28 protein-coding genes are annotated in these 24,164 nt (G+C 67.8%); 19 read left to right on the top strand and 9 right to left on the bottom strand.

The annotated features are described in order from the left end of the window. Positions 1 to 25: 25 nt before the first annotated feature. Both IBX18_RS36110 and IBX18_RS36105 read right to left on the bottom strand, forming a co-directional pair. Complete coding sequence (locus IBX18_RS36110) at positions 26 to 667, bottom strand: LysE family translocator (RefSeq protein ID WP_194837926.1); 642 nt, start codon at positions 665 to 667, stop codon at positions 26 to 28. Positions 668 to 919: 252 nt separating this feature from the next. Then, positions 920 to 1,516, bottom strand: coding sequence for a TetR/AcrR family transcriptional regulator (locus IBX18_RS36105; RefSeq protein WP_194837925.1), 597 nt, complete (start codon positions 1,514 to 1,516; stop codon positions 920 to 922). An 80-nt stretch (positions 1,517 to 1,596) separates the two neighbouring features. On the opposite strand from IBX18_RS36105, the gene IBX18_RS36100 reads away from it, so the two are divergent. Further along, positions 1,597 to 2,040 carry a VOC family protein gene (locus IBX18_RS36100; protein ID WP_107660072.1) on the top strand — a complete coding sequence of 148 codons (444 nt, stop codon included), beginning with the start codon at positions 1,597 to 1,599 and terminating at the stop codon, positions 2,038 to 2,040. A 64-nt stretch (positions 2,041 to 2,104) separates the two neighbouring features. Here IBX18_RS36100 and IBX18_RS36095 read toward each other — a convergent pair whose 3' ends face one another. The 3 genes from IBX18_RS36095 to IBX18_RS36085 all read right to left on the bottom strand — a co-directional run bounded on the left by IBX18_RS36095 (position 2,105) and on the right by IBX18_RS36085 (position 3,279). After that, entirely contained in the window at positions 2,105 to 2,611 is a 507-nt protein-coding gene (locus tag IBX18_RS36095; protein ID WP_306796557.1) for a nuclear transport factor 2 family protein, read from the bottom strand. A gap of 150 nt (positions 2,612 to 2,761) precedes the next feature. Further along, positions 2,762 to 3,088, bottom strand: coding sequence for a type II toxin-antitoxin system PemK/MazF family toxin (locus tag IBX18_RS36090; RefSeq protein ID WP_228542304.1), 327 nt, complete (start codon positions 3,086 to 3,088; stop codon positions 2,762 to 2,764). After that, positions 3,082 to 3,279, bottom strand: coding sequence for a hypothetical protein (locus IBX18_RS36085; RefSeq protein WP_135235090.1), 198 nt, complete (start codon positions 3,277 to 3,279; stop codon positions 3,082 to 3,084). Before IBX18_RS36085 ends, IBX18_RS36090 begins: the two co-directional genes overlap by 7 nt. 103 nt (positions 3,280 to 3,382) lie before the next feature. On the opposite strand from IBX18_RS36085, the gene glgP reads away from it, so the two are divergent. From glgP to IBX18_RS36045, 8 genes are all read left to right on the top strand, one after another. Then, positions 3,383 to 5,971 carry an alpha-glucan family phosphorylase gene (gene glgP, locus IBX18_RS36080; RefSeq protein ID WP_194837924.1) on the top strand — a complete coding sequence of 863 codons (2,589 nt, stop codon included), beginning with the start codon at positions 3,383 to 3,385 and terminating at the stop codon, positions 5,969 to 5,971. Between the two features lie 142 nt (positions 5,972 to 6,113). Next, on the top strand, positions 6,114 to 7,475 hold the full coding sequence (locus IBX18_RS36075) for an NCS2 family permease (protein WP_107654473.1): 1,362 nt from the start codon (positions 6,114 to 6,116) through the stop codon (positions 7,473 to 7,475). A 150-nt stretch (positions 7,476 to 7,625) separates the two neighbouring features. Then, positions 7,626 to 8,165, top strand: a complete 540-nt coding sequence (locus IBX18_RS36070) for a DoxX family protein (protein WP_194837923.1) — start codon at positions 7,626 to 7,628, stop codon at positions 8,163 to 8,165. Between the two features lie 128 nt (positions 8,166 to 8,293). Then, the gene (locus IBX18_RS36065) at positions 8,294 to 8,689 is read left to right on the top strand and encodes a RidA family protein (protein WP_194837922.1); all 396 of its coding nucleotides are present in this window, start codon (positions 8,294 to 8,296) and stop codon (positions 8,687 to 8,689) included. 160 nt (positions 8,690 to 8,849) lie between these two features. Continuing rightward, positions 8,850 to 9,428 carry a DUF3558 domain-containing protein gene (locus IBX18_RS36060; protein ID WP_194837921.1) on the top strand — a complete coding sequence of 193 codons (579 nt, stop codon included), beginning with the start codon at positions 8,850 to 8,852 and terminating at the stop codon, positions 9,426 to 9,428. A gap of 93 nt (positions 9,429 to 9,521) precedes the next feature. After that, positions 9,522 to 9,923, top strand: coding sequence for a hypothetical protein (locus tag IBX18_RS36055; RefSeq protein WP_194837920.1), 402 nt, complete (start codon positions 9,522 to 9,524; stop codon positions 9,921 to 9,923). Then, a complete protein-coding gene (locus tag IBX18_RS36050; RefSeq protein ID WP_194837919.1) occupies positions 9,923 to 11,242 on the top strand; it encodes a hypothetical protein in 1,320 nt (439 codons plus the stop codon). The genes IBX18_RS36055 and IBX18_RS36050 overlap by 1 nt, the downstream gene beginning before the upstream one ends. Next, positions 11,239 to 12,006, top strand: coding sequence for an ESX secretion-associated protein EspG (locus IBX18_RS36045; RefSeq protein ID WP_194837918.1), 768 nt, complete (start codon positions 11,239 to 11,241; stop codon positions 12,004 to 12,006). Before IBX18_RS36050 ends, IBX18_RS36045 begins: the two co-directional genes overlap by 4 nt. Here the strand turns inward: IBX18_RS36045 and IBX18_RS36040 are convergent, their stop codons facing one another. The 4 genes from IBX18_RS36040 to IBX18_RS36025 all read right to left on the bottom strand — a co-directional run bounded on the left by IBX18_RS36040 (position 12,007) and on the right by IBX18_RS36025 (position 16,981). After that, positions 12,007 to 12,702: a methyltransferase domain-containing protein gene (locus IBX18_RS36040; protein WP_228542303.1), complete on the bottom strand. Its 696-nt coding sequence runs from the start codon at positions 12,700 to 12,702 to the stop codon at positions 12,007 to 12,009. A gap of 187 nt (positions 12,703 to 12,889) precedes the next feature. Continuing rightward, on the bottom strand, positions 12,890 to 14,932 hold the full coding sequence (locus tag IBX18_RS36035; RefSeq protein ID WP_194837917.1) for an ATP-dependent DNA helicase: 2,043 nt from the start codon (positions 14,930 to 14,932) through the stop codon (positions 12,890 to 12,892). Positions 14,933 to 14,986: 54 nt separating this feature from the next. After that, positions 14,987 to 15,553, bottom strand: a complete 567-nt coding sequence (locus IBX18_RS36030; RefSeq protein WP_194837916.1) for an isochorismatase family protein — start codon at positions 15,551 to 15,553, stop codon at positions 14,987 to 14,989. Positions 15,554 to 15,640: 87 nt separating this feature from the next. After that, positions 15,641 to 16,981, bottom strand: coding sequence for a nicotinate phosphoribosyltransferase (locus IBX18_RS36025; RefSeq protein ID WP_194837915.1), 1,341 nt, complete (start codon positions 16,979 to 16,981; stop codon positions 15,641 to 15,643). Between the two features lie 148 nt (positions 16,982 to 17,129). Between IBX18_RS36025 and clpS the strand changes: the two genes are divergently transcribed. From clpS to rdgB, 10 genes are all read left to right on the top strand, one after another. After that, complete coding sequence (gene clpS, locus IBX18_RS36020; RefSeq protein WP_107654482.1) at positions 17,130 to 17,480, top strand: ATP-dependent Clp protease adapter ClpS; 351 nt, start codon at positions 17,130 to 17,132, stop codon at positions 17,478 to 17,480. A 22-nt stretch (positions 17,481 to 17,502) separates the two neighbouring features. Continuing rightward, positions 17,503 to 18,072 carry a DUF2017 domain-containing protein gene (locus IBX18_RS36015; RefSeq protein WP_135235099.1) on the top strand — a complete coding sequence of 190 codons (570 nt, stop codon included), beginning with the start codon at positions 17,503 to 17,505 and terminating at the stop codon, positions 18,070 to 18,072. A gap of 95 nt (positions 18,073 to 18,167) precedes the next feature. Further along, complete coding sequence (locus tag IBX18_RS36010; RefSeq protein WP_306796556.1) at positions 18,168 to 19,229, top strand: P1 family peptidase; 1,062 nt, start codon at positions 18,168 to 18,170, stop codon at positions 19,227 to 19,229. Between the two features lie 102 nt (positions 19,230 to 19,331). After that, on the top strand, positions 19,332 to 19,754 hold the full coding sequence (locus IBX18_RS36005; protein ID WP_194837913.1) for a Mov34/MPN/PAD-1 family protein: 423 nt from the start codon (positions 19,332 to 19,334) through the stop codon (positions 19,752 to 19,754). A gap of 34 nt (positions 19,755 to 19,788) precedes the next feature. Beyond that, positions 19,789 to 20,061 (top strand): MoaD/ThiS family protein, encoded by a 273-nt coding sequence (locus tag IBX18_RS36000; protein WP_107654486.1) that lies wholly within the window; start codon positions 19,789 to 19,791, stop codon positions 20,059 to 20,061. A gap of 8 nt (positions 20,062 to 20,069) precedes the next feature. Next, positions 20,070 to 21,032 carry a PLP-dependent cysteine synthase family protein gene (locus IBX18_RS35995; protein WP_194837912.1) on the top strand — a complete coding sequence of 321 codons (963 nt, stop codon included), beginning with the start codon at positions 20,070 to 20,072 and terminating at the stop codon, positions 21,030 to 21,032. A gap of 93 nt (positions 21,033 to 21,125) precedes the next feature. Further along, a complete protein-coding gene (locus tag IBX18_RS35990; RefSeq protein WP_194837911.1) occupies positions 21,126 to 21,860 on the top strand; it encodes a rhomboid family intramembrane serine protease in 735 nt (244 codons plus the stop codon). Between the two features lie 69 nt (positions 21,861 to 21,929). Further along, a complete protein-coding gene (locus tag IBX18_RS35985; RefSeq protein ID WP_194837910.1) occupies positions 21,930 to 22,694 on the top strand; it encodes a cyclic nucleotide-degrading phosphodiesterase in 765 nt (254 codons plus the stop codon). A 41-nt stretch (positions 22,695 to 22,735) separates the two neighbouring features. Beyond that, positions 22,736 to 23,506 (top strand): ribonuclease PH, encoded by a 771-nt coding sequence (rph, locus tag IBX18_RS35980; RefSeq protein ID WP_194837909.1) that lies wholly within the window; start codon positions 22,736 to 22,738, stop codon positions 23,504 to 23,506. Positions 23,507 to 23,508: 2 nt separating this feature from the next. Beyond that, positions 23,509 to 24,120: an RdgB/HAM1 family non-canonical purine NTP pyrophosphatase gene (rdgB, locus tag IBX18_RS35975; protein WP_194837908.1), complete on the top strand. Its 612-nt coding sequence runs from the start codon at positions 23,509 to 23,511 to the stop codon at positions 24,118 to 24,120. Positions 24,121 to 24,164 lie beyond the last annotated feature (44 nt).

Below are 24,164 nucleotides of genomic sequence, written 5' to 3'. Positions count from 1 at the left end.
TCGTGTGATCAGCGCGGTCGGCGGATCAACGCGCGTCGGCGGCCAGCCCGAGGCCGAGCGCGATCAGGATCGCGCCGAGCGCCCGCTCGATCCGCTGCCGGATACCGGTGCGCCGCAACCAGCTGCCCGCCTGGTCGGCGGCCAGCACGATGCCCACGCACCAGGCCGAGTCGACGACGAGTTGAATCGCCACCAGGATGAAAATGGTCGGCAGCACCGGGCCGCTGGACGGCAGGAATTGCGGCAGGATCGTCAGCCCGAACACCGCCGCCTTCGGATTCGCGGCGATGGAGACCAGGGAGGCGCGGAACGCCGCGGCGGGGGTCCGGCCCGAGGGCAGCAGCTTCGTCATGGTGCCGCCGAACTCGTCGTCGGTGCGCGCACCGCGCCAGGCCTGCACGCCGAGCCAGATCAGCACCACCGCGCCGATGATGTGCATCGCGGTGTTCATGTATCGATTGGCGACCAGCAGCACCGACAGGCCGGCGGCGCCCGCCAGGTTCCAGGCGAGCACGCCGATCTCGTTGCCCGCGACCGCGGCCAGGCCCGCCTTGCGTCCGTCGCGGACCGCGCGCTGCAGGAACAGGGCCGTCGCGGGTCCGGGTAGCGCGGCCAGGATGACGCAGGCCAGCAGGAATTGGGGGAGGACGGTCACCCAGTGCGGCATTCGTCGATGCTGTCATGTCGATTGGCTGCGTCGCCAGCAGATTTCGGCTTCCGCAGCTGATGGGCGCGGTTGCCTGTTGCCCGGCCGCATTCCGGACGGCGTGGTCGCCTGCCGTTGGCCGCGCTCCGATCGCCTGCTGCGGGGCCGCATCGGAAAACGGCATTGCCGTCAGCTGCTGCGGTGTCAGATTCGCGACCGGTCCCTGCGACTGCGCATGGCGGGAACCGTCGCCTGCCCGGCTTCCAGCGGTGCTCACCCAGGAGTGGTGCGACACGTTTCGAGCAGGCGGCGCAGGGCGGCGGTGGTGTCGGCCAGTGCCTGCGGGTCGTCCGAGGTGGCCAACCACAGCGCCGCCTCGTTCATCGCGCCGGACAACAGGTGGGTCAGCGGGGCGACGGGCTGGTCGGCCAGCACACCCTCGTCGATCAGCGCCGTCAATGCCTCCTCTAGGTGGCGGCCCGATGCGGCCGCGTCCAGCGCACGCCATTCGTGCCAGCCGAGGACCGCGGGCCCGTCGATCAGCATGATCCGCGCCAGCTCCGGATCGGTGCAGGTCGCCAGGAACGTCGTGCATCCGGTGACCAGTTGCTCCCAGCGGTCCTCGACGGCGTCGGCGGCCGCGGCCACTCGTTCGCCCACCTCGCTCTGCACCTGTTCGAGGACCGCCGCGAACAGCTCGGCCTTGCTGTCGAAGTTGTGGTACAGCGCGCCCTTGGTCACCCCCGCCGCTCTGACGATCTCCGACAAGCCCACGGCCCCATAGCCTTTCGCCGCGAACAGGCGCCTGCTCTCGCGCAGCAGCGCGTTGCGGGTCTCCTCGCGTTGCTGGGTGCGGATCTTGCTCGGCATCGCCCACCTTCCCTGTTGACATACCGATGGTACGTGAACTACCTTAACTCACATACCAACGGTATGTGAAAGGTGAGAACGTGAAACTGAGCAGCTTCTACCCGGTCATCGGTACCTCCGAGGTCGCGGCAGCCCGCGACTTCTACACCGAGTGGCTCGGCTTCGAGATCACCTTCGAGGCGGACTGGTACGTCAGCCTGCGTCGGCCGGGGGATGTCACCTACGAGCTCGCGCTGCTCGACTACACCCATGCGACGGTGCCCGAGGCGTATCGCAAGCCGGTGCAGGGACTGATCCTGAACTTCGAGGTCGCCGACGTGGATGCCGAGTGGGACCGCATGGTGGTCCAGGGTGGCCTGAAGGCCGAACTCGAGATCCGCACCGAGGACTTCGGGCAGCGGCACTTCATCGTCGCCGACCCGAGCGGGGTACTGATCGACATGATCACCGAGGTGCCGCCCGCGGGTGAGTACGTCGAGCAGTTCAGCCCCGAGTACACCGCGGAAAAGTTCAGCGGGCAGTAATGACGAGCGCGGCCCCGGCGGAAAGCCGGGGCCGCGTTGGTGATTCGGTCATGGGCCCTGCGGATCAGGCGGCGGGGACCTTGTCGAGGAAGCCGTATACCTTTGCGATACGGCCGTTTTCGACGACGGCGACGTCGAAGCCGATCACCACCGGTTCGCTGTCGGCCGGGCCGAGCCCCCAGGTGAAGCGGACCTGATTGTGGTGCGCGTCAACCGGTCCCGCCAGCTTGAACACCCACCCGGGGAACTTGGTCTGCACCGCGGCGATGCCCCCATCGAGCTCCGCGTGACCGGTCACGGCCATCAACGGATCGACGTAGGTCGCCTGCTCGGTGAACACCCGGGCGATGGCCGCCTTCCTGGCGGCGGGATCGGTGGCGTTCCACGCCTCCAGGTACTGGGCGACAACAGTATTCATATCGACCTCCGGTGCCGCGGTCTGCGAGCTACCCGAGGGCGGCGCCGGCGCGGGGTCCGCGGTAGCGCATCCGGTCCCCAGCCCCAGCGCGATGATCGCGGCCGTCGCGAGGACGATTGCCTGGCGCGGCGTACGGCGGATAACTCGACTCATGATGTGTCCTTCGTAGTGCTCGTTGCTCGTCTTGCTAACGGGAGCAACGCTATTGCCGCAGGACACGACCCGAATCAGTCATCCGTAAGTACTTTCGGCAGTCGACTACCGGTGGTCGAGGTAAGTCATGACAACCCCCTTGCATTCGGATCAGACGATCCCGAGGTACCGACCCAGTGCGTCGTCGAGTGCAGCTACGTCGGTGCGGTTCAGCATCTCGACAAATTTTCCGAGGTAGTCCAGATCGATGGTTCGCACCTGGTCGACCAGTAGCAGTGTTTCGCGGCCGTCGATCTCGGTCACCGGTCGGTAGACCGAAGATCGAGCTGACGTCGAAGTCGGGACGATCGTGACTACCGAGGAAAGCAGATCTGTCGGCGACACGATGATCCCCAGCCGTCGCCCGCGTTGCTCATGGCCGCGCTTGGCATCGCCGAGATCGACACGGTGGACTGCTCCACGGATCAGGTTCACCATGCGTCGGGCTCCGCGTTCAGGTCCTCGTCCCGGAGCGCTGCCGCGTCGATTCGGGCCTGCGCTAGCCACTCTTCGCGATCGAGTAATCGCAGGGCGCGACGGATGACATCGGTGATGTTCTCGTCGTCGTGGCGGGCGCGGTTGATGATCTGCTCGTCGTCAGCGGTTGGGCGAAAGGTAATCGTAGCCATGTGACAAGTGTACGACATAAGTAAGACAGATGTCGTATCGCTTTGGTTGTGAGCTCTACCGCCGAGGCGGCTCGAAGGCGCCTCGTTCGGTAGGGTTCGCCGGGTGAAGGCATTGCGTCGATTCACCGTCCGTGCCCATCTGCCTGAGCGGCTGGCCGCCCTCGGCGAGCTCGCTACGAATCTGCGCTGGTCGTGGCATCCGCCTACGCAGGATCTGTTTGCCGAGATGGATCCGCAGCGGTGGCTGGAGATGGGGCACGACCCGGTGCGGATGCTGGGGGAGGTGCCTGCCGCGCGGGTAGACGAGCTGGCGGCCGACCCCGAATATGTGCGTCGAGTGGATGCCGCGGCGGCGGATCTGCGGGACTACCTGGCGGCGCCGAGCTGGTTCGAGCGACGGGCGGGGGAGGAGGGAGTGCGCGGGATCGCGTACTTCTCCATGGAGTTCGGCGTGACCGAGGTGCTGCCCAACTACTCCGGCGGCCTCGGCATCCTCGCGGGGGATCATCTGAAGGCGGCCTCCGACCTCGGCCTGCCGCTGATCGGTGTCGGTTTGCTGTACCGCTCCGGCTATTTCCGGCAGACGTTGTCGGCGGACGGGTGGCAGACCGAGCATTACCCGGATCTGGATCCGCAGGGTCTGCCGTTGCGGCTGCTCACCTCGGACAACGGTGGGGCGGAGACCGCGCCGGTGCTGATTCACGTGGCGATGCCCGATCAGCGGGTGCTGCGGGCGCGGGTGTGGATCGCACAGGTCGGCCGGGTGCCGCTGCTGCTGCTGGACTCCGATATCGCGGAGAACGATCCGGAGCTGCGTGCGGTGACCGACCGGCTCTACGGCGGCGATCAGGAGCATCGGATCCGGCAGGAGATCCTGGCCGGTATCGGCGGGGTGCGTGCGGTGCGCGCCTACACCAACGCGGCCGGACTGCCCGATCCTGATGTGTTCCATATGAACGAAGGGCACGCGGGGTTCCTCGGCGTCGAGCGTATTCGCGAATTCGTCTCTGCCGGGCAGGATTTCGATACGGCGCTGGCCGCGGTGCGGGCGGGCACGGTCTTCACCACGCATACCCCGGTTCCCGCCGGTATCGACCGGTTCCCGATGCCGATGGTGCGCCGCTACTTCGGGGGAGCGCACGGCGAATCCGAATCCGCCATGCTCCCAGGGCTTTCCGTGGACCGGATCGTCGCTTTGGGTCGTGAGGCGGACCCTTCGGTGTTCAACATGGCGCACATGGGTTTGCGACTTGCCCAGCGCGCCAACGGTGTTTCGAAACTGCACGGCGAGGTCAGCCGGGAGATGTTCGCCGCGCTGTGGCCCGGATTCGACGCGGCCGAGGTGCCGATCGGCTCGGTCACCAACGGTGTGCACGCGCCGACTTGGGCGGCCCGCGAGTGGTTCGACAAGGCGCGCAAGCACATCGGCGCCGAACTCGTCGAGGAGGCGCGCGGCTGGGAGCGGCTGCGGGACGTCGATCTGGGCGAACTGTGGTCCACCCGGAACGCGTTGCGCGGCATCCTGGTTGCCGAGGTGCGGCGCCGGGTGCGCGCGTCCTGGCTGGACCGCGGCGCCGCCGAGGCCGAATTGGGCTGGGTGGACAGTGTTTTCGACTCGGACGTGCTGACCGTCGGCTTCGCCCGCCGCGTGCCGACCTACAAGCGGCTCACGCTGATGCTGCGCGACCCGGAACGGTTGCGCGCCAGGCTGCTCGACCCCGAGCGGCCGATGCAGCTGGTGGTCGCGGGTAAGAGCCACCCCGCCGACGACGGCGGCAAGGCGCTGATCCAGCAGGTGGTGCGCTTCGCCGACGATCCCGAGGTGCGGCACCGCATCGTCTTCCTGCCCGACTACGACATGTCGATGGCCCGCTACCTGTACTGGGGTTGCGATGTCTGGCTGAACAATCCGCTGCGCCCGCTCGAGGCGTGCGGCACCTCCGGCATGAAGTCCGCGCTCAACGGCGGCCTCAACCTGTCCATCCGGGACGGCTGGTGGGACGAGATGTTCGACGGCGAGAACGGCTGGGCCATCCCGACCGCCGACGGCGTCAGCGACGAACACCGCCGCGACGACCTCGAGGCCGCCGCGCTCTACGACCTGTTCGAGCGGACTGTCGCGCCCCGCTTCTACGATCGCGACGCCGCCGGGATGCCGGTGCGCTGGGTCGAGATGGTGCGGCACACCCTGCAGACCCTCGGCCCGAAGGTGCTCGCCTCCCGCATGGTTCGCGACTACGCCGTCGAGTACTACGCCCCGGCCGCCGACGCCTACCAGCGGGCGACCGCCGACGAGTTCGCCGAAGCCCGGGCCATCGCCGACTATCGGCGCCGCGTCGAAGCGGCGTGGCCGTCGGTGAAGGTGATCCAGGTGGACAGCGCGGGCCTGCCGGATACGCCGATCATCGGTGCCCGGCTGTCCCTGACCGCGCGCATCGACCTGGGCGGATTGCAGGTCGGCGACGTGGTGGTGCAGGCGGTGCTCGGGCGGGTGTCCACCTCCGACGATCTCTCCGATGTGAGCACCGTCGCGATGACGCACGCCGGATCCGATGCCGGTGTCGAGCTTTTCACCGTGGACACGCCGGTGCCGCTGTCGGGCGCAGTCGGCTACACGGTGCGAGTGCTGCCACACAACGCGTTGCTCGCCGGCGATGCGGAGCTCGGATTGGTCGCCGCGCCCAACGCTTGAGACCGGCCGCAAGGGCCACACCAGCCCTTTCGGGACATAGACGGTCCGAGCGGGGATCGGTCGGGTCGAATTCCGCGATTCGGTGAATCGTCGGCTACCGTGCCTGGGCACGCCCGTACCACTCCCCGACTGGAGACCGCCCATGGCCACCGCCGTACCGACCGAGCCCCGAGGTCGCATCGACGCGTTCTTCGGCATCAGCGCGACTGGCTCGAGCATGAAACGCGAACTCATGGCGGGCACGGTCACGTTCCTGGCCATGTCCTACGTGCTCGCCGTGAACCCGTCGATCCTCGGCGACGAGGGTGCGCTCGGCGACAAGGGCATTCCCATGCAGGCGGTGTTCACCGCGACCGCCGTCGCCGCGGTGTTCGGCACGCTCGTCATGGGGCTGTGGGCCAAGTATCCGATCGCGCTCGCACCCGGCATGGGGCTCAACGCGTTCTTTGCCTACTCGGTGGTGCTCGGCATGGGCATTCCGTGGGAGGTGGCGCTGTCCGGCACCCTGCTCTCCGGCATCATCTTCTTCCTGCTCGCGGTCACCAAGGTGCGCGAGCGCATCCTCAATGCGATTCCCATGCAGATGAAGCTGGCCGTCGGCGCCGGCATCGGGTTGTTCGTGGCGTTCCTCGGCTTGAAGAACGCGGGCATCGTGGTGAACAGCGAGGCCACCCTCGTCACCCTGGGCGACTTCACCAAGGGCACCACGTTGCTCGCGCTGTTCGGGCTCGTGATCACCGTGGTCTTCCTCGTCATCGGCTGGCACGGTGCGGTGCTGTACGGAATCGTGCTTACCGCGGGTGTGGGCATCGTCAGCGGGCTGGTCGATCTGCCCAATGGTGTCGTCGCGGCGCCGAAGGGGTTGGACCAGACCTTCGGTCAGGCGATCATCCATCTGCCCGACGCGTTCACCGGTCAGATGGCCGTCGTCGTTCTCACCATGCTTTTCGTGGACTTCTTCGACGCGTCCGGGACGCTGATCGGCGTCGCCAACCAGGCGGGTCTGCTCGACAAGGACGGCAAACTGCCGCGCGCCGCGAGCGCGTTGGCCGCCGACTCCGTCGGCACCATGGCGGGTGCGGTCATCGGCACCTCCACCACCACCGCCTACGTCGAATCCACCGCGGGTGTGTCCGCGGGCGGCCGCACCGGATTGACCGCCGTCACCACCGCGGGGTGGTTCCTGATCGCCATGTTCTGCTACCCGATCTTCGCGGTCGTCGCGGGATCCGGCGAGGTCACCGCCCCGGCGTTGATCGTGGTCGGTGTGTTGATGTCTCGCGCACTCGGCGAGATCGACTGGAATCGGCTTGAATACTCGGTGCCCGCATTCATCACGATCGTGATGATGCCGCTGACGTACTCGATCGCGAATGGCCTGGCCATGGGAATGCTGTTCTACCCGATTGTCATGGTCGCCAAGGGCCGGATCAAAGACGTGCACCCGGCGATGTGGGCACTGCTGGTCGTGTTCCTGGGTTACTTCTTCTTCCTCACGGAGTGAACCGAACCGGGGACGGAAAACGTAGTCAGGAATAAGACCAGGGTCTTGGAAGTTGTGATGGCCCGTGCGAGAATCGGACCGCAGTCCGCTTCAACGCCGAAGCCATTTGACCAGCTGTTTGGAATCTGACTTGCAGGGACGAGGACCAGCATGACCACGAAATCCGTACTGGAAAGAGCTACCACCAACACCGAATTGGACGGCGTCGCCGCCGACATCGGCCTCCTGATCATCCGCGTCGCGTTCGGCGGGCTGATGGCCGTGCACGGTGCCCAGAAGCTGTTCGGCTGGTTCTATGGCTACGGCCTGGAAGCCACCGCCGCAGGCTTCGATGGCATGGGGTACAACCCCGGCAAGGTCTTCGGCGCCCTCGCCGGTCTTACGGAACTCGGTGGCGGTCTGCTCCTCGCCCTCGGTCTCCTGACGCCGCTGGCCTCCGCCATCGTGCTGGGCACCATGATCAACGCGATCAACGCGCTGTGGCCCATGGGCCTGTTCGGTGAGAACACCTACGAGATGCCGTTGCTGTTCGGCGTCGTCGCCGCGGGATTCGCCTTCACCGGCCCCGGCAAGTTCTCGCTGGATCACGGCCGCCCCTGGGCGCAACGGGGATTCGCGGTCGGCGCCGCGGCGATCGTGCTCGCCGTGATCGCCGCGGTGATCACCCTCATCCTGAAGTGGGTCATCTGACCTACTGACCACACCTCTCGATCGCGGCGCGGTGACCCATTCGGGTCGCCGCGCCGTTGTCATGTCACAGTCCGCGACGCTGCGTGGTCATCTCGTTGTTCGGAAGATCGAGACAATAGGAGACGGTGATGGCTATCGAGATCAGCAATCCTGCGGAGCTGCACGATCCGACGGGGTTCGGGTACAGCCATGTGGCGCGGGTCAGCGGGGAGCTGGTGCTCGTCGCGGGGCAGTACGACTCGGATGCGGAGGGGCATACCACGAGCGCGGATTTCGGGGTGCAGGTCGACAAGGCGTTCGCCAACCTCGGGATCGCTTTGCGCTCAGTGGGATTGGACTTCGCGGATGTTGCGCAACTGCGCACGTTCATTGTCGACCACAACCTCGACAAGCTTGCGGTGATCGGACAGAAGATCGCAGAGATCTGGGGTGAGCGTCCGCCGGTGCAGACGCTGGCGGGTGTTGCCGCGCTCGCGTTGCCGGGGATGTTGTTCGAGGTGGACGCGGTAGCTGTGCGCGGTTGACCGGGGTCGGCCGCCGAGTTCCGCGGGTGGGGATGGCGCGGGATTCGGCGGCCGGACTGGAACGATCCAATTGGATTGCTCTAGTTTGAAGGGGAACCAGGGGGAGATCGTGTGCGTCTTATCCTGTGTCGGGGTGTCCCGGGCCGAAGTCAGGAGAGATATGCGAACCGCCATTGTGTCGCCGAAGGTTGCGGTGCGGACGGTGCTCGCCGGGGTGGCGGTGGTCGGGTTGGTGGTGGGGTGCTCGCCGACCGAGGGGACGCCTACGACGGAGGTCAGTGGGAAGCCGACCAATGGTGAGCGGACAGTGCAGTACAACCCGTGCACGGAGTTGTCCGATGACGCGTTGCGCGCCACCAAAGTGGATGCTGCCTCTAAGGACGTCACCACAGATGCGCCGACAGGTCCTGTCAGCGCTCGGGTTTGCCAGTGGAGTTCGACCGAGGGTCCGTATTTCGTCAGTGTCTCGTCGACTGTCTATTCACAGGACGAAGCTCGCAAGAACGACAAGCTGACCGGCTTCCGCGATGTGCCGATCGGTCCGCGCCCCGGCCTGACCTACCAGGACAAATCCGATGTCGACAAGCTCCGCTGCTACGCGAGCCTGCCCTGGTCGAAGGGCATGTTCGAGGTGGCCGTCGGCTGGCGATACAGCGCGCGGGCCTCGATCCCGCAGTCGCCTCCGTGTGATTTGGCCGTTCGGCACGCGCAGGAACTCGAGCCTTTCCTGCCGAAGTAGCCGCATCGCGCTGCGACCCACTGATGGCAGACGCAGCGGCGCCGCAATAACGGCGGCAGCGGGCAGGGGATCAAGACAGTTAGAGGAGGGACGATGTCGGACACCGAGCAGAGCGAAATGCAGGCGATGCTGACGCGCTGGCAGACATTGAAGAAGCAGGCCGAAGGCGGTGAGCTCCTCTTGGATAGTCAGATTCGTGAACGGTTGGTGACGCACGCCGAGCAGATGCGCACCAAGCTTGATGCGATGGTGAACAAGGCTGCGGAACTCGAACATCTCAGCGGGTTCGGCAGTCTGACTTCCGCGGGGGATCTGCGACAGAAGTTCGCGCTCAAGGCGAACAACGGCACTGATTCGGCCGTGAAGCGGCTTCAGCAGAGCATCGACATCGTCACCTTGATGAAGGAAACGTACGAACTCGCCATCGGCAAGATCACCGAATCCGACCAGTCCGTCGCGGACAAACTCGCCGCCCTGAACACGGGTGGTGCGTAATGCCCTCCTTCAACGACTGGCTCGTCGCGATCGGCGCCGGCCGTCTCACCGGCTCGTCGCACGAGGCGGACAAGAACAAGCAGACCGATCAGCAGCGTGCTGCCGACGAGAAGACGAAGTGGGATCAGGACCGCGGTTTCGTCAACAACGAGTGGTCGAGCTTGCTGTCCGAGTACGGCAACGGCACGTTCGACGCACCGGCCATCAAGGCGCAGGATCCGTTCGAGACGATGTCGCATCAGCAGATCTACAACGCGCTCGAAGGGGTGCAAGAGGGCGAGATCAACGCCAAGGCCGACGGCTGGCGGAATCTGTCCACCGATGCGCGCACCGCCGTCGAAGAGTTCAAAAAGGGTGTCGAGCAGGATATTACGGAGCACTGGAACGGTAAGTCGGGCACGAGCGCGATCGATGCGACGCGCGAATTCTCGACATCGTTCGCGAAGCTGGCCGCCACGTTCCAGATGGTCGGCCACGGTCTGGACCTGACGCAGGGGCACTTGGCGCAGGCGAAAGCCAGTGTGGGGAAGCCGGATAGCTATACGGTCGGTGATCGATTCATCGACGCTTTGCCTTTGCAGAACGTCATCAAGGGCCCCACTCATCGCGCGCAAGAGGCGGAGAGTGAGGCGCGGTTCGTGATGACCCAGTACTACCGCCCCGGCGTGAACGAGGTCGACCAGATCACCCCGATCCTCCCCGAACCCACCACCACGGTGGACAAGAACAACCCGGGTGGCCCGATCAGCAACCCGAGTTCGAACCCGACCGGCAACCCGACCAGCGCCGATCCGACCGGCTCGCCGAATTCGACGGACCCGAAATCCGCGGACGACACGAAAAAGCCGGACACCACCACCCCGCAGTCGACGCAACCCGCCAGCACGAACCAGAACCCGACCTCGGACAAGCCGACCAGCACAACGCCGGCCTCGGCCACCCCGGGGACCCCCAGCAACACCGACGATCCGACGAAGTCGCGCAACCCGTCGACCCCGGCCGGCACACCATCCACCACGTTCCCGGGCACCCCGTCGCGCACCCCGGGGACCCCGAGTTCCACCCCGTCCCCGGGAAAGAGCGTGCCGGGCAAAGCAGCCACGCCCACCACCACAGCCGCGTCGACCGCCGCCCGCGCGGCATCCACGGGCAAGGCGGGCGCGGCAGGCATGCCGGGCATGGGTGCGCCCGGTGCGCGCGGCAAAGGCGACGAAGACGGCGAGCACAAAACCCCGGATTACCTGATCTACGACCGTGGTTCGGAATTGCTGGGCACGCAGCCGCCCGCGCTGCCGCCGGGCGGGGTCATCGGCGGATGAGTGAATCCCGCTGGCGCCTGGACGGTTTGATGTTCGAGCTGGCGCTGGAGGCGCTCGGCCGGGACCGGCTGCCATATCCGTTGCGCTACACCGTCGATGACGTGGACGCCTACGAGGACTATCAGCGGCTGCGCGAGAATGCCACGCGGCAGCTGTCGGGGTTCGCGACTCCCGACTTGTTCAATGCCTTGAATGTGTTGCTGGAACCGCAGGTTCGGGTCGAGGTGCACGGATTCTTCGGGCGCGACTTCAAACAGGTGGTGCGCGTGCACGCGGGTATGACGGCGCGCGCCGCGACCATCGCGGTCCAATTGCCCGGTCCCACGCAGGAATACGGCCGCGATATTCTGCTCAGCCGCTGTCCGCCGCAGGCTTTGCCGGGGCAGATCGCCGCGCAGTTCCCGAATTGTGTCGGCGGCAAATATCCGCCGATCAGTGGGCGCCGCTCGGATGTGCACCGGGTGGAGTACGCCAAGCACCCCACGCGCCTTTCACACACCGAGCAACTCAATCGCATTGTCCGCCGCCCGCGCTCCGGGCTCGGTGAAGTCGGCGTGTTCGCCGGTGGCGCGATCGACAGCAGGCCGACCACCGACGGTCGTGGTTTCCACTGGATGGATTACCTGCCCGCCGACGGCCGCTACCTGCTGCACAACCACGGCGACGACGAGTTCACGCTGACGCCGGGGCCGACCGAGGAGCTCCAGCGACAACTGCACCGGCTCATCGAGACCACCTACCGCGCGGTGGCACACAGCTGGTGATCAGGGGTGTAAGACGAGCATCGTGTGCGCCCCGTGGTGGAATTCGTAGTCGGTTTCTCGCAGGCTGGTCCGAATACCTTTGTCTTCGAGTTCCTTTCGGACGTGCGCGACCAGGTCGTCCAGTGGGTTACCGAGGTGGTCGACCAGCGGATAGGTGCGGACCTCACCGGTGCCGACCCGGGCCAGTTCGAGCAGGGCGTTGCGGTGGAAGTCGGCGTTGAGCCGATCGGCGTAGGTGAACAGCAGGTGGGAGCTGAGCACCAGGTCGAAGCTGTTAACCGGGAAGGGTAGCGACGGCAGCTCCGCGGCGACGTACCGATCGGGGTGGACGGTCTGATCGGCGCCGAACAGCAGGGCAGCGGCGTGGCGCATGTCGCGGTGCTGCTGCGGGCCGCCGTACCAGTCCCACCGGTATCTGGCCGAATGCGCCGTGGCCCAGCTGCTTCCGCGGTCGGTTTCGGCGACCGCGAGAATCCGCAGCTCCTCGGCGGAGCGGGCGTAGACCGGATCGGCGGCGGTGACGTGGGCGCCGAGTGCACTCGCCTCAGCCGTGAAACTCGCTGCGCCGCCCGGGCAGTCGAGAATGCGGCCGTGCAAATCGGCGTCGGAGAGCATGAATATTGCGCGATACTCGGCCAATGATCTTGCGCTGACCAGAAATTCGCCTAGGACATCAGTGTCTGCGGGGTGCTTCATCTGGAAACGGTCTCATGTGCGGACCGCGCGCGAGGGGGGATTTGTGGTGTCCCCGCGCCGCGTGCAGGGCTTGGCGCGGGGACCGCCGATACATTCGGTGTGGGAATTGGGGTTCACCGAAGTACCACCCTTAATTTACTTCTGTTCGGAAGTATGCGCGAGTATCGGCGCGGCGATGTGCGCGGTATCACACCGCGTTTTCGGTGAGTCGCTTCAACGCCTTCACGACGACCTCGGGGTCGGCGGTCTCCCAGTACGGCGGTAGCGAGGCGCGCAGGTAGCCGCCGTAGCGGGCGGTGGCCAGCCGGGAGTCGAGGATCGCGACCACCCCGCGGTCGTCGACGCTGCGCAGCAGCCGGCCGGTGCCCTGGGCGAGCAGCAGCGCCGCATGATTGGCCGCGATCGCCATGAACCCGTTGCCGCCGCGCGATTCGACCGCACGCTGGCGCGCGGTGAGCAGCGGATCGTCGGGGCGCGGGAACGGAATTCGATCCAGGATGACCAGGCTCAGCGACGGACCCGGCACGTCGACGCCCTGCCACAGCGACAGCGTGCCGAACAGCGAGGTCTCCGGGTCGTCGGCGAACTTGCGGACCAGCGCGCCGGTGGAGTCGTCGCCCTGGCACAGCACGGGTGTGTCCAGCCGCTCGCGCAACGCCTCGGTCGCCGCCTTGGCCGCTCGCATCGAGGAGAACAGGCCGAGCGTGCGACCGCCCGCGGCCTTGATGAGCCGCTCGATCTCGTCCAGGTAGGCGGGCGCGAGGCCGTCGCGCCCCGGCGGGGGCAGGTGCTTGGCGACGTAGAGGATGCCGGACTTGGCATGGTCGAACGGCGAGCCGACATCGAGCGAACTCCAGCGCACCTTGTCGGCGTCGGCGGGTGCCTCGGCCCCGTTGGCCATGCCGGGATCGGACTGGCTCGACGATTGCGCGGGCAGTCCCCAGGTGATCGCGAGCCCGTCGAACGAGCCGCCGATCTGCAGTGTCGCCGAGGTGAGGACCACGGTCGCGGTGCCGAACAGCCTGCTGCGCAACAGCCCACCCACCGAGAGTGGCGCCATCCGCAGCGCGCGCCGGGCGACGCCGCGCATCTCGTCGGCGGACAGCCAGATGACGTCGTGTCGTTTGGCCGGATCCGGTTCGTCGAACGCGGTGAGCGCACGGACCGCGCTGTCGTGGATCTCATCGATCGCGGCCACCGCCTGGGTACGGGCCGCGGCGGTCTCCACATCGCCCTGCTGGGTGGTGCCGCCCTGCGGGGCCAGCGCGGTGCGGGCGTTCCACGCGGCATCGCGGATCAGCGCGAGCACCGGGGCGACGCCGCCGGGTATCCGCTCCCAGCGGGCGGCGGGCAACTCGTCCAGCACGTCGTGCCACGCCTCGGCGGCGCCCTCGAGACGGTCCACCTCTTTCTCATCGATCAGCTTGGCGCAGCGCCGCGCGGCCGCGCTGATCGCCGTCGAGGCCAGCTCGGCGGTGGCCACGCCGGTGACGCGGTCGACCAGTTCATGCGCCTCATCGATGACCACCACGTCGTGTTCGGGGAGCACCTGGATGCCGCTGATCGCGTCGATGGCCAGCAGCGCGTGGTTGGTCACCACCACGTCGGCCTGCGCGGATTCCGCCCGGGCGCGTTCGGCGAAGCAGTCCTGGCCGAACGGGCAGCGCGACTTGCCGAGGCATTCGCGCGAGGAGACGCTCACCTGTTTCCAGGCGCGGTCGGTCACGCCGGGTACCAGCTCGTCCCGGTCGCCGGTCTCGGTGTCGGAGACCCACTCGTTGAGCCGCTGCACCTCGCGGCCGAGCCGGGAGATGGCGAACGCGTCGAACAGCTCGGCCTCCGGCTCGTCCGGGATCACGCTGTTGATCTTGTTCAGGCACAGATAGTTGTTGCGGCCCTTGAGAATCGCGAACTTCGCCGCGCGCCCGAGCGGCTTGCTCAGCGCCTCGGACAGCCGGGGCAGATCGCGATCGACCAGCTGACGCTGCAGCGCGATCGTCGCCGTCGACACCACCACCGTGCGCCCGGTGCGTACCGCGTGGCGCAGGCTGGGCACCAGGTAGGCCAGCGACTTGCCGGTACCCGTTCCGGCCTGCACCGCCAGGTGCTCCTTGGTGTCGATCGCGTGGTCCACCGCGGTCGCCATCGTCACCTGCCCGACGCGCTCTTTCCCGCCGAGCGCCTGCACGGCAGTGGCCAAAAGGTCGGGGACGGCGGGGAGTTCGGGCACGCGAGCAGCCTACTGCCCGGGACCGACAGCAGACGCGGCCGTCGCGGTGATCGGTTACCCGGAAACGCTTCCTTCGAGGTCGACGCCCGCGGCGCGCATATGACCCAGCGCGGCGTCGGTCGTGTCGCGGGAAACCCCGGCCGTCAGGTCGAGCAGCACGCGGGTGTCGAAGCCTTCGATTCGCGCGTCCAGCGCGGTGGCGCGGACGCAGTGGTCGGTGGCGATGCCGACGATGTCGACCGACTCGATGTCGTGCGCGCGCAGCCAATCGGCCAGGCCGGTGCCGTCCTCGGCGGTGCCCTCGAAACCGGAGTAGGCGGCGGAATACTCACCCTTGGAAAAGACCTGCTGGACCGCCGCGGTGTTCAGATTCGGGTGGAAATCCGCGCCCGGAGTACCCGCGCGGCAGTGCGGCGGCCAGGAGTCGACGTAATCGGGCTGCGCGGAGAAGTGGTCACCGGGGTCGATGTGATGGTCGCGGGTTGCGACCACCGCGGTGTAGTGGGTGGCCGCGAGCAGGTCGCTGATGCGCGCGGCGACCGCGGCGCCGCCCGCGACGGCGAGCGACCCGCCCTCGCAGAAATCGTTCTGCACGTCGACGATGATCAGGGCTCGGGTCATGCTGACCTCCCGCGGTGTGAACTGAGTACCCGTATTGCATTGTGCCGCTTCGCGAGACTGCCGACCCGGCGGATCGGCAGGCGGTGGTCAGCTGACGAAGGTCGTCGGCACGGCGGGTTCGCCCGCGGACAGCTTCAAGCCTTCCCACGGCAGGCTGATCAGGCCGTTCGCCACGTGATCGCGGCTGTCGGACAGCGTCGGCAGATCGTCGACGAGCTTGCCCTCGCGCACCAGCGGGACCAGCAGTTCACGCGCCTCGAAACCGTTCACCTCGGGCATCGGCCCGGCCGCCGGGTAGACGATCTCCTCGACGATCGTGCCGGTCTCCCTGGACAGCCGGATCGCCTTCTTGGTACCGCCGCGCGACTCCTTGTGGCTGCTGCGCTTGGCGACCGGCACGCCCTCGACCTCGACCAGCTTGTAGACCATGCCCGCGGTCGGCGCGCCGGATCCGGTCACCAGCGAGGTGCCGACGCCGTACACATCCACCGGCTCCGCCCGCAGCGCGGCGATGGCGTATTCGTCGAGGTCGCCGGACACCACGATGCGGGTCTTGGTGGCGCCGAGCCCGTCCAGCTGATCGCGGACCTGCCTGGCCAGCACGCCGAGGTCGCCGGAGTCGATCCGCACCCCGCCCAGCTCCGGCCCGGCTACCTCGATCGCGGTCGCCACGCCGCGGGTGATGTCGTAGGTGTCCACCAGCAGCGTGGTGCCGATGCCGAGCGCCTCGACCTGGCTGCGGAAGGCGGCTGCCTCGCTTTCTGCCGTGCCGGGCGCCCCGACACCGGCGCCTGCCGCCCCCGCGTGCAAGAGCGTGAACGCGTGCGCGCTGGTGCCCGCGCCCGGCACGCCGTAGCGACGCACCGCCGCCAGATTCGAGGTCGCGTCGAAGCCGGCCAGGTAGGCGGCCCGTGAGCTGTCCGGCGCGGCGAGTTCATGGGTGCGCCGCGACCCCATCTCGATCATCCGGCGCCCGCCCGCCGCGCTCACCATCCTGGCCGCCGCGGACGCGATCGCGCTGTCGTGGTTGAGGATCGACAGGACCAGCGTCTCCAGTACGACGCACTCGGCGAAGCTGCCGCGCACCGACAGGATGGGGGAGCCGGGGAAGTACAGCTCACCCTCGGCGTAGCCGTCGATATCGCCGGTGAAGCGGTAGTCACGCAGCCAGTCCACCGTCTTGGCCGGCAGGAACGGCGCGACCACGGCCAGCTCCGGCTCGCCGAACTGGAAACGTTCCAGCGCCTCCAGCACCCGGCCGGTGCCCGCGACCACGCCGTAGCGGCGGCCGTGCGGCAGGCGGCGCGCGAACACCTCGAAGGTGCAGCGGCGATGCGCCGAATCATCGGCCAGCGCGGCGGCCAGCATGGTCAGTTCGTACTGGTCCGTCAGCAGAGCGGTGCTGCCGACGCCGTCGCGGATGTCCACGCAGCCACTGTAGACAGACCGGTCCGGTATAGAGCGCTTGCGAGTGCGATACATGATAGGTGGGCGCTCGCTCGGTGACCTGTGAAATGCTCGAATCAGGTCCGATCGGGGTGTTGCTCATCCGGAGTCGAGTCGTACCCTTGACGTTATGGCCTTGTGCAACATAGTCGGCGGCGGCGTCGGGGTAGGCGCCGTGGACGCGACACTGTCAGCGGCACAGGCGACCCCCGAGGCGGTCGAATACACCGAGATCTTGGAGGCAGAAGATCGCCCGTGGGTCACTGTGGTCTGGGACGACCCGGTCAACCTCATGCACTACGTCGCCTACATCTTCCAAAAGCTTTTCGGCTACAGCAAAGCGAAGGCGACTGAGCTGATGCTCTGCGTGCACAACGAGGGCAAAGCGGTCGTCTCGTCGGGTTCGCGGGACAAGATGGAACACGACGTCCAGCGGCTGCACGCCGCCGGACTCTGGGCGACCATGCAGCGAGACGACTGACCAGGACGACTACCCTGACGCCGTGCGGAAGTGGAGCAGAAAGAACTCGCTGAGCGGTCTCAAACTGCGATCCGAGATGGACGCACGCGAGGCCAATGTGCTGCGCTCGCTGGTCGGTGCGGTCTCCGGGCTGCTCAGCGAGCGTGCCGAAGCCGCGCCCGAGGACGACCTCGCCGCGCTGACCGGGCTGCGTACCGGCAACACCGCAGCGCCGGAGGATCCGCGGCTGCGTCGATTGCTGCCGGACTTCCATCGCAGTGAACCCGGTTCACCCGACGCGGACCGCGCCGACCTCAACAGCGCGCTGCGCGGGCTGCACGAGCCGGAGATCATCGACGCCAAGCTGGCGGCGGGCAGCGTCATCCTGAACACCGTGCCCACCTCGGGCGGCAAGATCGTGCTCACACCCGAGCAGGCCGACGCCTGGCTGACCGCCCTCACCGACGTGCGCCTCGCGTTGGGCACGGTGCTCGGGATCGACGCCGACACCCCGGACCACCTGAGCCCGGACGATCCGCGCGCGCCACACCTGGACGTGTACCACTGGCTCACCTGGATGCAGGACTCGCTGCTGCAAGCCTTGGCTCCCTGACCCGCCCGCACGGTCCCGCGCGAACCGGACCGGACAGGTAGAACAGAACCTGTATGCGGGCGCAGTCGCGCCGCGACCGAGAGTCAGGAGCAACTGTGCAGGTGCAAGCGGGGCAACGTAATTCGCTCACCGACGTATCCGGTCTGCTGGTCGGGCACCACTACGCACTCGACCCGGACGCGACGCTCGGCTCCGGCGCGGCGACGGGCTCCACCGTCGTCTTCGCCCCCGGCGGCGCGACCGCCGCGGTCGACGTGCGCGGCGGCGGGCCGGGCACCCGGGAAACCGACGTGCTCGACCTGGCCACCACCGTGCGCCAGGTGAACGCGCTCCTGTTCACCGGCGGCAGCGCGTACGGGCTCGCGGCGGCCGACGGGGTGATGCGCTGGCTCGAGGAGCGCCGCGAAGGCGTCCCGATGGACGCGACCGATCCGAGCCGGGTGGTGCCGATCGTGCCCGCCGCGGTGGTCTACGACCTGCCGTTGGGCGCGTGGGACATTCGGCCCACCGCCGACTTCGGCTACCGGGCCGCGGACGCCGCGGCGCTCGACTTCGAACGTGGCGTGGTCGGCGCGGGCGTCGGTGCGCGAGCCGGGGCGCTCAAGGGCGGCATCGGGTCCGCGAGTGTGGTGATCGGTGAGGGTGTGGCAGCCGGCGCCACGGTCTCCGCGCTGGTCGTGGCGAACTCCGCGGGCTCGGCCTTCGATCCGCGCACCGGCCTGCCGTGGGGCGTCGGTACCGATGGACCCGATCATTTCGGCCTGCGGCCGCCGACCGCCGAGCAGCTGGCCCACGCCAACACGTTGCCTTCGAAAGGCATGCGGCTGAATACGACCATCGGCGTGGTGGCCACCGACGCGCCGCTGAACCCGACGGGTTGCCAGCGCCTCGCGACCGCCGCGCACGACGGGCTGGCCCGCGCGATCCGCCCCGCGCACGCCCCGTTCGACGGCGACACCTTCTTCGCGCTGGCGACCGGCGCCTGGGAGCCACCGGAGAGCTTCCCGCTGCCACCCGCGTTCCCGCCGGACGTGTTCCTGGTCGACGTGCTGTGCACCGCCGCGGCCCTCTGTGTGGAACGCGCGATCGTGGACGCGATCTTGTCCGCGCATTCGGTCGGCGAAGTCCCCGCGTACAGCGCTCTATTTCCCCGTTAGCCGCGGGGAATCCGGGACCGGGCGACGGACCCCGGGGAATAGCCGAATATTCTCACTCGTTGTCGACTGCGACAGGGTCGGCATTGCGAAAGGGTTCGACTAGTGCTGGTGATCAGGGCCGACCTCGTGGCGGCGATGGTGGCGCACGCGCGCGCCGATCATCCCGACGAGGCGTGTGGCATCATCGCCGGACCGGAGGGGTCCGATCGCCCGGAACGCTTCGTCGCCATGGTCAACGCCGAGCGTTCACCCACCTTCTACCGGTTCGACTCCGGTGAGCAGCTGAAGGTGTGGCGGGCGATGGACGACGCCGACGAGACGCCGGTGGTGATCTACCACTCGCACACCGCCACCGAGGCGTACCCGAGCCGCACCGATGTGTCCTACGCGTCCGAGCCGTTCGCGCACTACGTGCTGATCTCCACCCGCGCCCCGGAGCAGCACGAGCTGCGCAGCTACCGGATCGTCGACGGCGAGGTCACCGAGGAACCGGTGCGGATCGTCGACGCGTACGAAACCGACTGAAACCGATGCTTGTTCGTGCAACCGAGGAGTCCCCATGCCGGTAACCGTGTCCATCCCGACGATCATGCGTTCGCTCACCAAGGGGGAGAAGCGCGTGCAGGCGCAGGGCGCCACGTTGAGCGCGCTGATCGATGACCTCGACGCGAACCACCCCGGCCTCGCCGAGCGACTGCTCAAGGACGGCAAGCTGAACCGTTACGTCAACATCTACGTCGACGACGAGGACGTGCGTTTCTCCGGCGGCCTCGACGCCGAGGTGCCCGCCGACGCGAGCGTGACCATCCTGCCTGCCGTCGCCGGCGGCTGAGGCGACCCGTGGCGCGCTATGAATCGCTGATCGCGACCCTCGGCAACACCCCGCTGGTCGGCCTGCGCACCCTGTCCCCGCAGTGGGACGGCGACAACCACGTGCGGCTGTGGGCCAAGCTGGAGGACCGCAACCCGACCGGCTCGATCAAGGATCGGCCCGCGCTGCGGATGATCGAGCAGGCCGAGGCCGACGGTCTGCTGACGCCAGGCTGCACCATCCTGGAACCGACCAGCGGCAACACCGGCATCTCGCTGGCCATGGCCGCCAAGCTCAAGGGCTACCAGCTGGTGTGCGTGATGCCGGAGAACACCTCGGTGGAGCGGCGGCAGCTGCTCACCATGTTCGGCGCGCAGATCATCGATTCCCCGGCCGCGGGCGGCTCCAATCAGGCCGTCGCGCTGGCCAAGCAGATCGCCGCCGAGCACCCGGACTGGGTGATGCTGTACCAGTACGGCAACCCCGCGAACGCGCTGGCGCACTACGAGACCACCGGCCCGGAGATCCTGGCCGACCTGCCGGAGATCACGCACTTCGTCGCGGGCCTCGGCACCACCGGAACGCTGATGGGCACCGGGCGCTTCCTGCGCGAGAAGGTGCCTGGCATCGAGATCGTCGCGGCCGAACCGCGCTACGGCGAGCTGGTCTACGGGCTGCGCAACATCGATGAGGGCTTCATCCCCGAGCTCTACGACGAGTCGGTGCTCACCACCCGTTTCTCGGTGGGCCCGTTCGACGCGGTGAAACGCACCCGTGAGCTGGTCGGCGAGGAGGGCATCTTCGCCGGTATCTCGACCGGCGCCATCCTGCACGCCGCGCTCGGCGTCGCCCGCAAGGTGGCCAAGGCGGGCAAGCGCGCCGACATCGCGTTCGTGGTCGCCGACGGCGGGTGGAAGTACCTGTCGACCGGCGCGTACGACGGCACCCTGGAAGAGGCCGAGGAACGTCTCGACGGGCAGCTCTGGGCATAACTGCCCGCGGCCGGTCGCGCCGGTACCCTCGTCAATAGCGGGACGACGGTCGTTAGCTGCATCGTCGTGCTCCTGCTCGACGAGGAGGCTGCGATGACCGGTGGTTCGGGAATCGGTTCGTCATTCGACCCCGATCGGATCGCGTCGATCCGTGCGCAGTTGGGGAAGCCCGGCGCGACGGTGCCGCGGAGTGCAACGCCCCCGGTGCAGTCGAACAACTTCTCTGCCATCCGGCAATTGTGGTTGCGCGCCGGTGTGCTCATCGCGGGATTCGTCGCGCTGCTGTACGGCATCGAAGGCGTGGACACCCTCGATAACAACGGACTCGACAACGCGGGTATCCAGCCCCGGCAGGCCGACGGGCTGTGGGGCATTCTGTTCGCCCCGGTTCTGCACCACGGCTGGCCGCATTTGATCGGCAACACCCTCCCCGTTCTGGTGCTCGGCTTTCTAGCGCTGGCGGCGGGCATCGGCCGTGGCCTGGCGGCGACCGCGATCATCTGGATCGTCGCAGGCCTGGGCACCTGGCTGACCGGTGCCACCGGCAGCGTGCACCTCGGCGCGTCGGCCCTGGTGTTCGGCTGGTTGACGTTCCTGATCTCGCGTGGGTGGTTCGCCCGTAATGTCGGGCAAATCGTGCTCGGACTCGTGGTGCTGGCGCTCTACGGGTCGTTGCTGTGGGGCGTATTGCCGGGACAAGCTGGAATCTCTTGGCAGGGGCACCTTTTCGGGGCGATGGGTGGACTGCTCGCCGGCTGGGTACTCTCTGGTGATGCACGCCGGAATCGTCGCGGGAATCAGGCCGGAGTCATTGCGTCGCCACGGTGATTCAGCGGCTCGTCGAGAAATGTGGGGGATAGTTTCTTGATGGAGAATTCGTCGTGGGAGCATGGGGGAATGCGCCTAACCGTCCTCGGGTGCTCGGGCAGCGTGTCCGGCCCGGACTCCCCAGCGTCGGGCTATTTGCTGACCGGGCCGGATATGACGCCCGTGGTGATCGATTTCGGGCCCGGCGTGCTCGGCGCGTTGCAACGGTATGCCGACCCCGGTGAGGTCGACATCTTCCTCACCCACCTGCACGCCGACCACTGCCTCGATCTGCCCGGCCTGCTGGTCTGGCGGCGCTACCACCCGACACCGCCGGTCGGCCGGGCCATCGTGCGCGGCCCGTCGGACAGCGCGCTGCGCATCGGCAACGCCTCGGCCGAGGTCGGCGGCGAATGCGACGACTGGTCCGACGTGATCGACCTGCAGCCGTGGAACGCCGGCGAGGAGATCGAATTCGGACCGGGCCATATCGTGTCCGCGAGCCGGATGTTCCATCCGCCGGAGTCCTACGGTCTGCGGATCGTGACGGCTGCCGGGCGCACCTTCGTCTATACCGGTGACACCGCGATGTGCGACTCGGTCAACGAGCTCGCCAGGGGCGCCGACATTCTGATGGCCGAGGCGTCGTGGACCCACGACCCCGCGAATCGGCCACCCGGCATTCATCTTTCGGGCACCGAGGCGGGCACGATCGCCGCCGAGGCGGGCGTGAAGGAGCTCCTGCTCACCCACATTCCGCCGTGGACCTCGCGGGAAGACGTCATCGCCGAAGCCAAGGCGCAGTTCTCCGGACCCGTGCACGCCGTGGCACCGGGTGAGACGTTCGATCTCTGACCGCCTCAGCCGCGCGAAGGTGCGGCAGTTAAGCTCTGCGCGTGTCTAGACGAGCCGATGGCAGGGCGGACGACGAACTCCGCGAGGTAAGGATCACCCGTGGATTCACCACGCATCCAGCGGGTTCGGTGCTGGTCGAGTTCGGTCAGACGCGGGTGATGTGCACCGCGAGCGTCACCGAGGGCGTGCCCCCGTGGCGTCGTGACTCCGGCCTCGGCTGGGTCACCGCCGAGTACGCGATGCTGCCCGCGGCCACGCACACCCGCAGCGGACGCGAGTCGGTGAAGGGCAAGGTCGGCGGCCGTACCCAGGAGATCAGCCGGCTGATCGGCCGTTCGCTGCGCGCCTGCATCGACCTGGCCGCCATCGGCGAGAACACCATCGCGATCGACTGCGACGTGCTGCAGGCCGACGGCGGCACCAGGACCGCCGCCATCACCGGCGCTTATGTCGCGCTCGTCGACGCGGTCACCTACCTGGCCGCCAAGGGCGTGCTGGCCGACCCGCAGCCCATCTCCTGCGCGATCGCCGCGGTGAGCGTCGGCGTGGTCGACGGCCGAGTGCGGCTGGACCTGCCCTACGAAGAGGATTCGCGCGCCGAGGTCGACATGAACGTGGTCGCCACCGACACGGGCACTTTGGTCGAGATCCAGGGCACCGGCGAGGGCGCCACCTTCCCGCGCTCCACCCTGGACAAGATGCTGGACTCCGCGCTGGTCGGCTGCGAGCAGATCTTCGGCATCCAGAAGGAGGCGCTGGCCCTGCCGTACCCCGGCGTGCTGCCGGAGCCGGCCGAGCCGAAGAAGAAGTAGTCATGGCGCGCCGGGTACTGGTGGCCAGCCGCAATGCCAAGAAGCTGAACGAGCTGCGGCGCATTCTCGCCGACGCGGGGATCGCGGGTATCGAGATCGTCGGGCTGGACGACGTGCCCGCCTACGACGAGGCGCCGGAGACCGGCGCGACGTTCGAGGAGAACGCGCTCGCGAAGGCTCGTGACGGTGCCGTTGCTACCGGATTGGCTTGTGTCGCAGACGATTCCGGCATCGAGGTGGACGCGCTCAACGGCATGCCGGGTGTGCTCTCGGCGCGCTGGGCCGGGCGGCACGGCGACGACGCGGCGAACAACGCGCTGCTGCTCGCGCAACTCGGCGATGTGCCCGACGAGCGGCGCGGTGCGCGGTTCGTGTCCACCTGCGCGCTGGTCGTGCCGGAAGGTGCGGAGATCGTGGTGCGCGGCGAATGGCCGGGCGCGGTCGGCCGGAAACCGCTGGGCGACGGCGGGTTCGGGTACGACCCGCTGTTCGTTCCCGAGGGTGGCGACACCTCCGCCGCGCAACTGACTCCCGCCGAAAAGGATGCGGTCTCGCACCGAGGCCGCGCGCTGACGCAGCTGTTGCCCGCGTTGTCCGAGCTCGCCGAGCCCTGAGCCGTCCGTCCAGGACTGCCCCACTCGTAGGCTGGCCTGCTGGA

It is taken from the genome of Nocardia sp. XZ_19_369, assembly GCF_015355715.1.
In the GTDB taxonomy this organism is placed as follows: domain Bacteria; phylum Actinomycetota; class Actinomycetes; order Mycobacteriales; family Mycobacteriaceae; genus Nocardia.
Note: the sequence above shows the minus strand (reverse complement) of the source record. Positions and strands in the feature narration are given on the sequence as shown.

What these genes read in the sequence shown, in the direction of transcription:
- IBX18_RS36110 (WP_194837926.1), bottom strand. Translation starts at nt 667, where the DNA reads ATGCCGCACTGGGTGACCGTCCTCCCCCAATTCCTGCTGGCCTGCGTC.
- IBX18_RS36105 (WP_194837925.1), bottom strand. Translation starts at nt 1,516, where the DNA reads ATGCCGAGCAAGATCCGCACCCAGCAACGCGAGGAGACCCGCAACGCG.
- IBX18_RS36095 (WP_306796557.1), bottom strand. Translation starts at nt 2,611, where the DNA reads ATGAGTCGAGTTATCCGCCGTACGCCGCGCCAGGCAATCGTCCTCGCG.
- IBX18_RS36090 (WP_228542304.1), bottom strand. Translation starts at nt 3,088, where the DNA reads ATGGTGAACCTGATCCGTGGAGCAGTCCACCGTGTCGATCTCGGCGAT.
- IBX18_RS36085 (WP_135235090.1), bottom strand. Translation starts at nt 3,279, where the DNA reads ATGGCTACGATTACCTTTCGCCCAACCGCTGACGACGAGCAGATCATC.
- IBX18_RS36075 (WP_107654473.1), top strand. Translation starts at nt 6,114, where the DNA reads ATGGCCACCGCCGTACCGACCGAGCCCCGAGGTCGCATCGACGCGTTC.
- IBX18_RS36070 (WP_194837923.1), top strand. Translation starts at nt 7,626, where the DNA reads ATGACCACGAAATCCGTACTGGAAAGAGCTACCACCAACACCGAATTG.
- IBX18_RS36065 (WP_194837922.1), top strand. Translation starts at nt 8,294, where the DNA reads ATGGCTATCGAGATCAGCAATCCTGCGGAGCTGCACGATCCGACGGGG.
- IBX18_RS36060 (WP_194837921.1), top strand. Translation starts at nt 8,850, where the DNA reads ATGCGAACCGCCATTGTGTCGCCGAAGGTTGCGGTGCGGACGGTGCTC.
- IBX18_RS36055 (WP_194837920.1), top strand. Translation starts at nt 9,522, where the DNA reads ATGTCGGACACCGAGCAGAGCGAAATGCAGGCGATGCTGACGCGCTGG.
- IBX18_RS36050 (WP_194837919.1), top strand. Translation starts at nt 9,923, where the DNA reads ATGCCCTCCTTCAACGACTGGCTCGTCGCGATCGGCGCCGGCCGTCTC.
- IBX18_RS36045 (WP_194837918.1), top strand. Translation starts at nt 11,239, where the DNA reads ATGAGTGAATCCCGCTGGCGCCTGGACGGTTTGATGTTCGAGCTGGCG.
- IBX18_RS36040 (WP_228542303.1), bottom strand. Translation starts at nt 12,702, where the DNA reads ATGAAGCACCCCGCAGACACTGATGTCCTAGGCGAATTTCTGGTCAGC.
- IBX18_RS36030 (WP_194837916.1), bottom strand. Translation starts at nt 15,553, where the DNA reads ATGACCCGAGCCCTGATCATCGTCGACGTGCAGAACGATTTCTGCGAG.
- clpS (WP_107654482.1), top strand. Translation starts at nt 17,130, where the DNA reads ATGGCCTTGTGCAACATAGTCGGCGGCGGCGTCGGGGTAGGCGCCGTG.
- IBX18_RS36000 (WP_107654486.1), top strand. Translation starts at nt 19,789, where the DNA reads ATGCCGGTAACCGTGTCCATCCCGACGATCATGCGTTCGCTCACCAAG.
- IBX18_RS35990 (WP_194837911.1), top strand. Translation starts at nt 21,126, where the DNA reads ATGACCGGTGGTTCGGGAATCGGTTCGTCATTCGACCCCGATCGGATC.
- IBX18_RS35985 (WP_194837910.1), top strand. Translation starts at nt 21,930, where the DNA reads ATGCGCCTAACCGTCCTCGGGTGCTCGGGCAGCGTGTCCGGCCCGGAC.
- rdgB (WP_194837908.1), top strand. Translation starts at nt 23,509, where the DNA reads ATGGCGCGCCGGGTACTGGTGGCCAGCCGCAATGCCAAGAAGCTGAAC.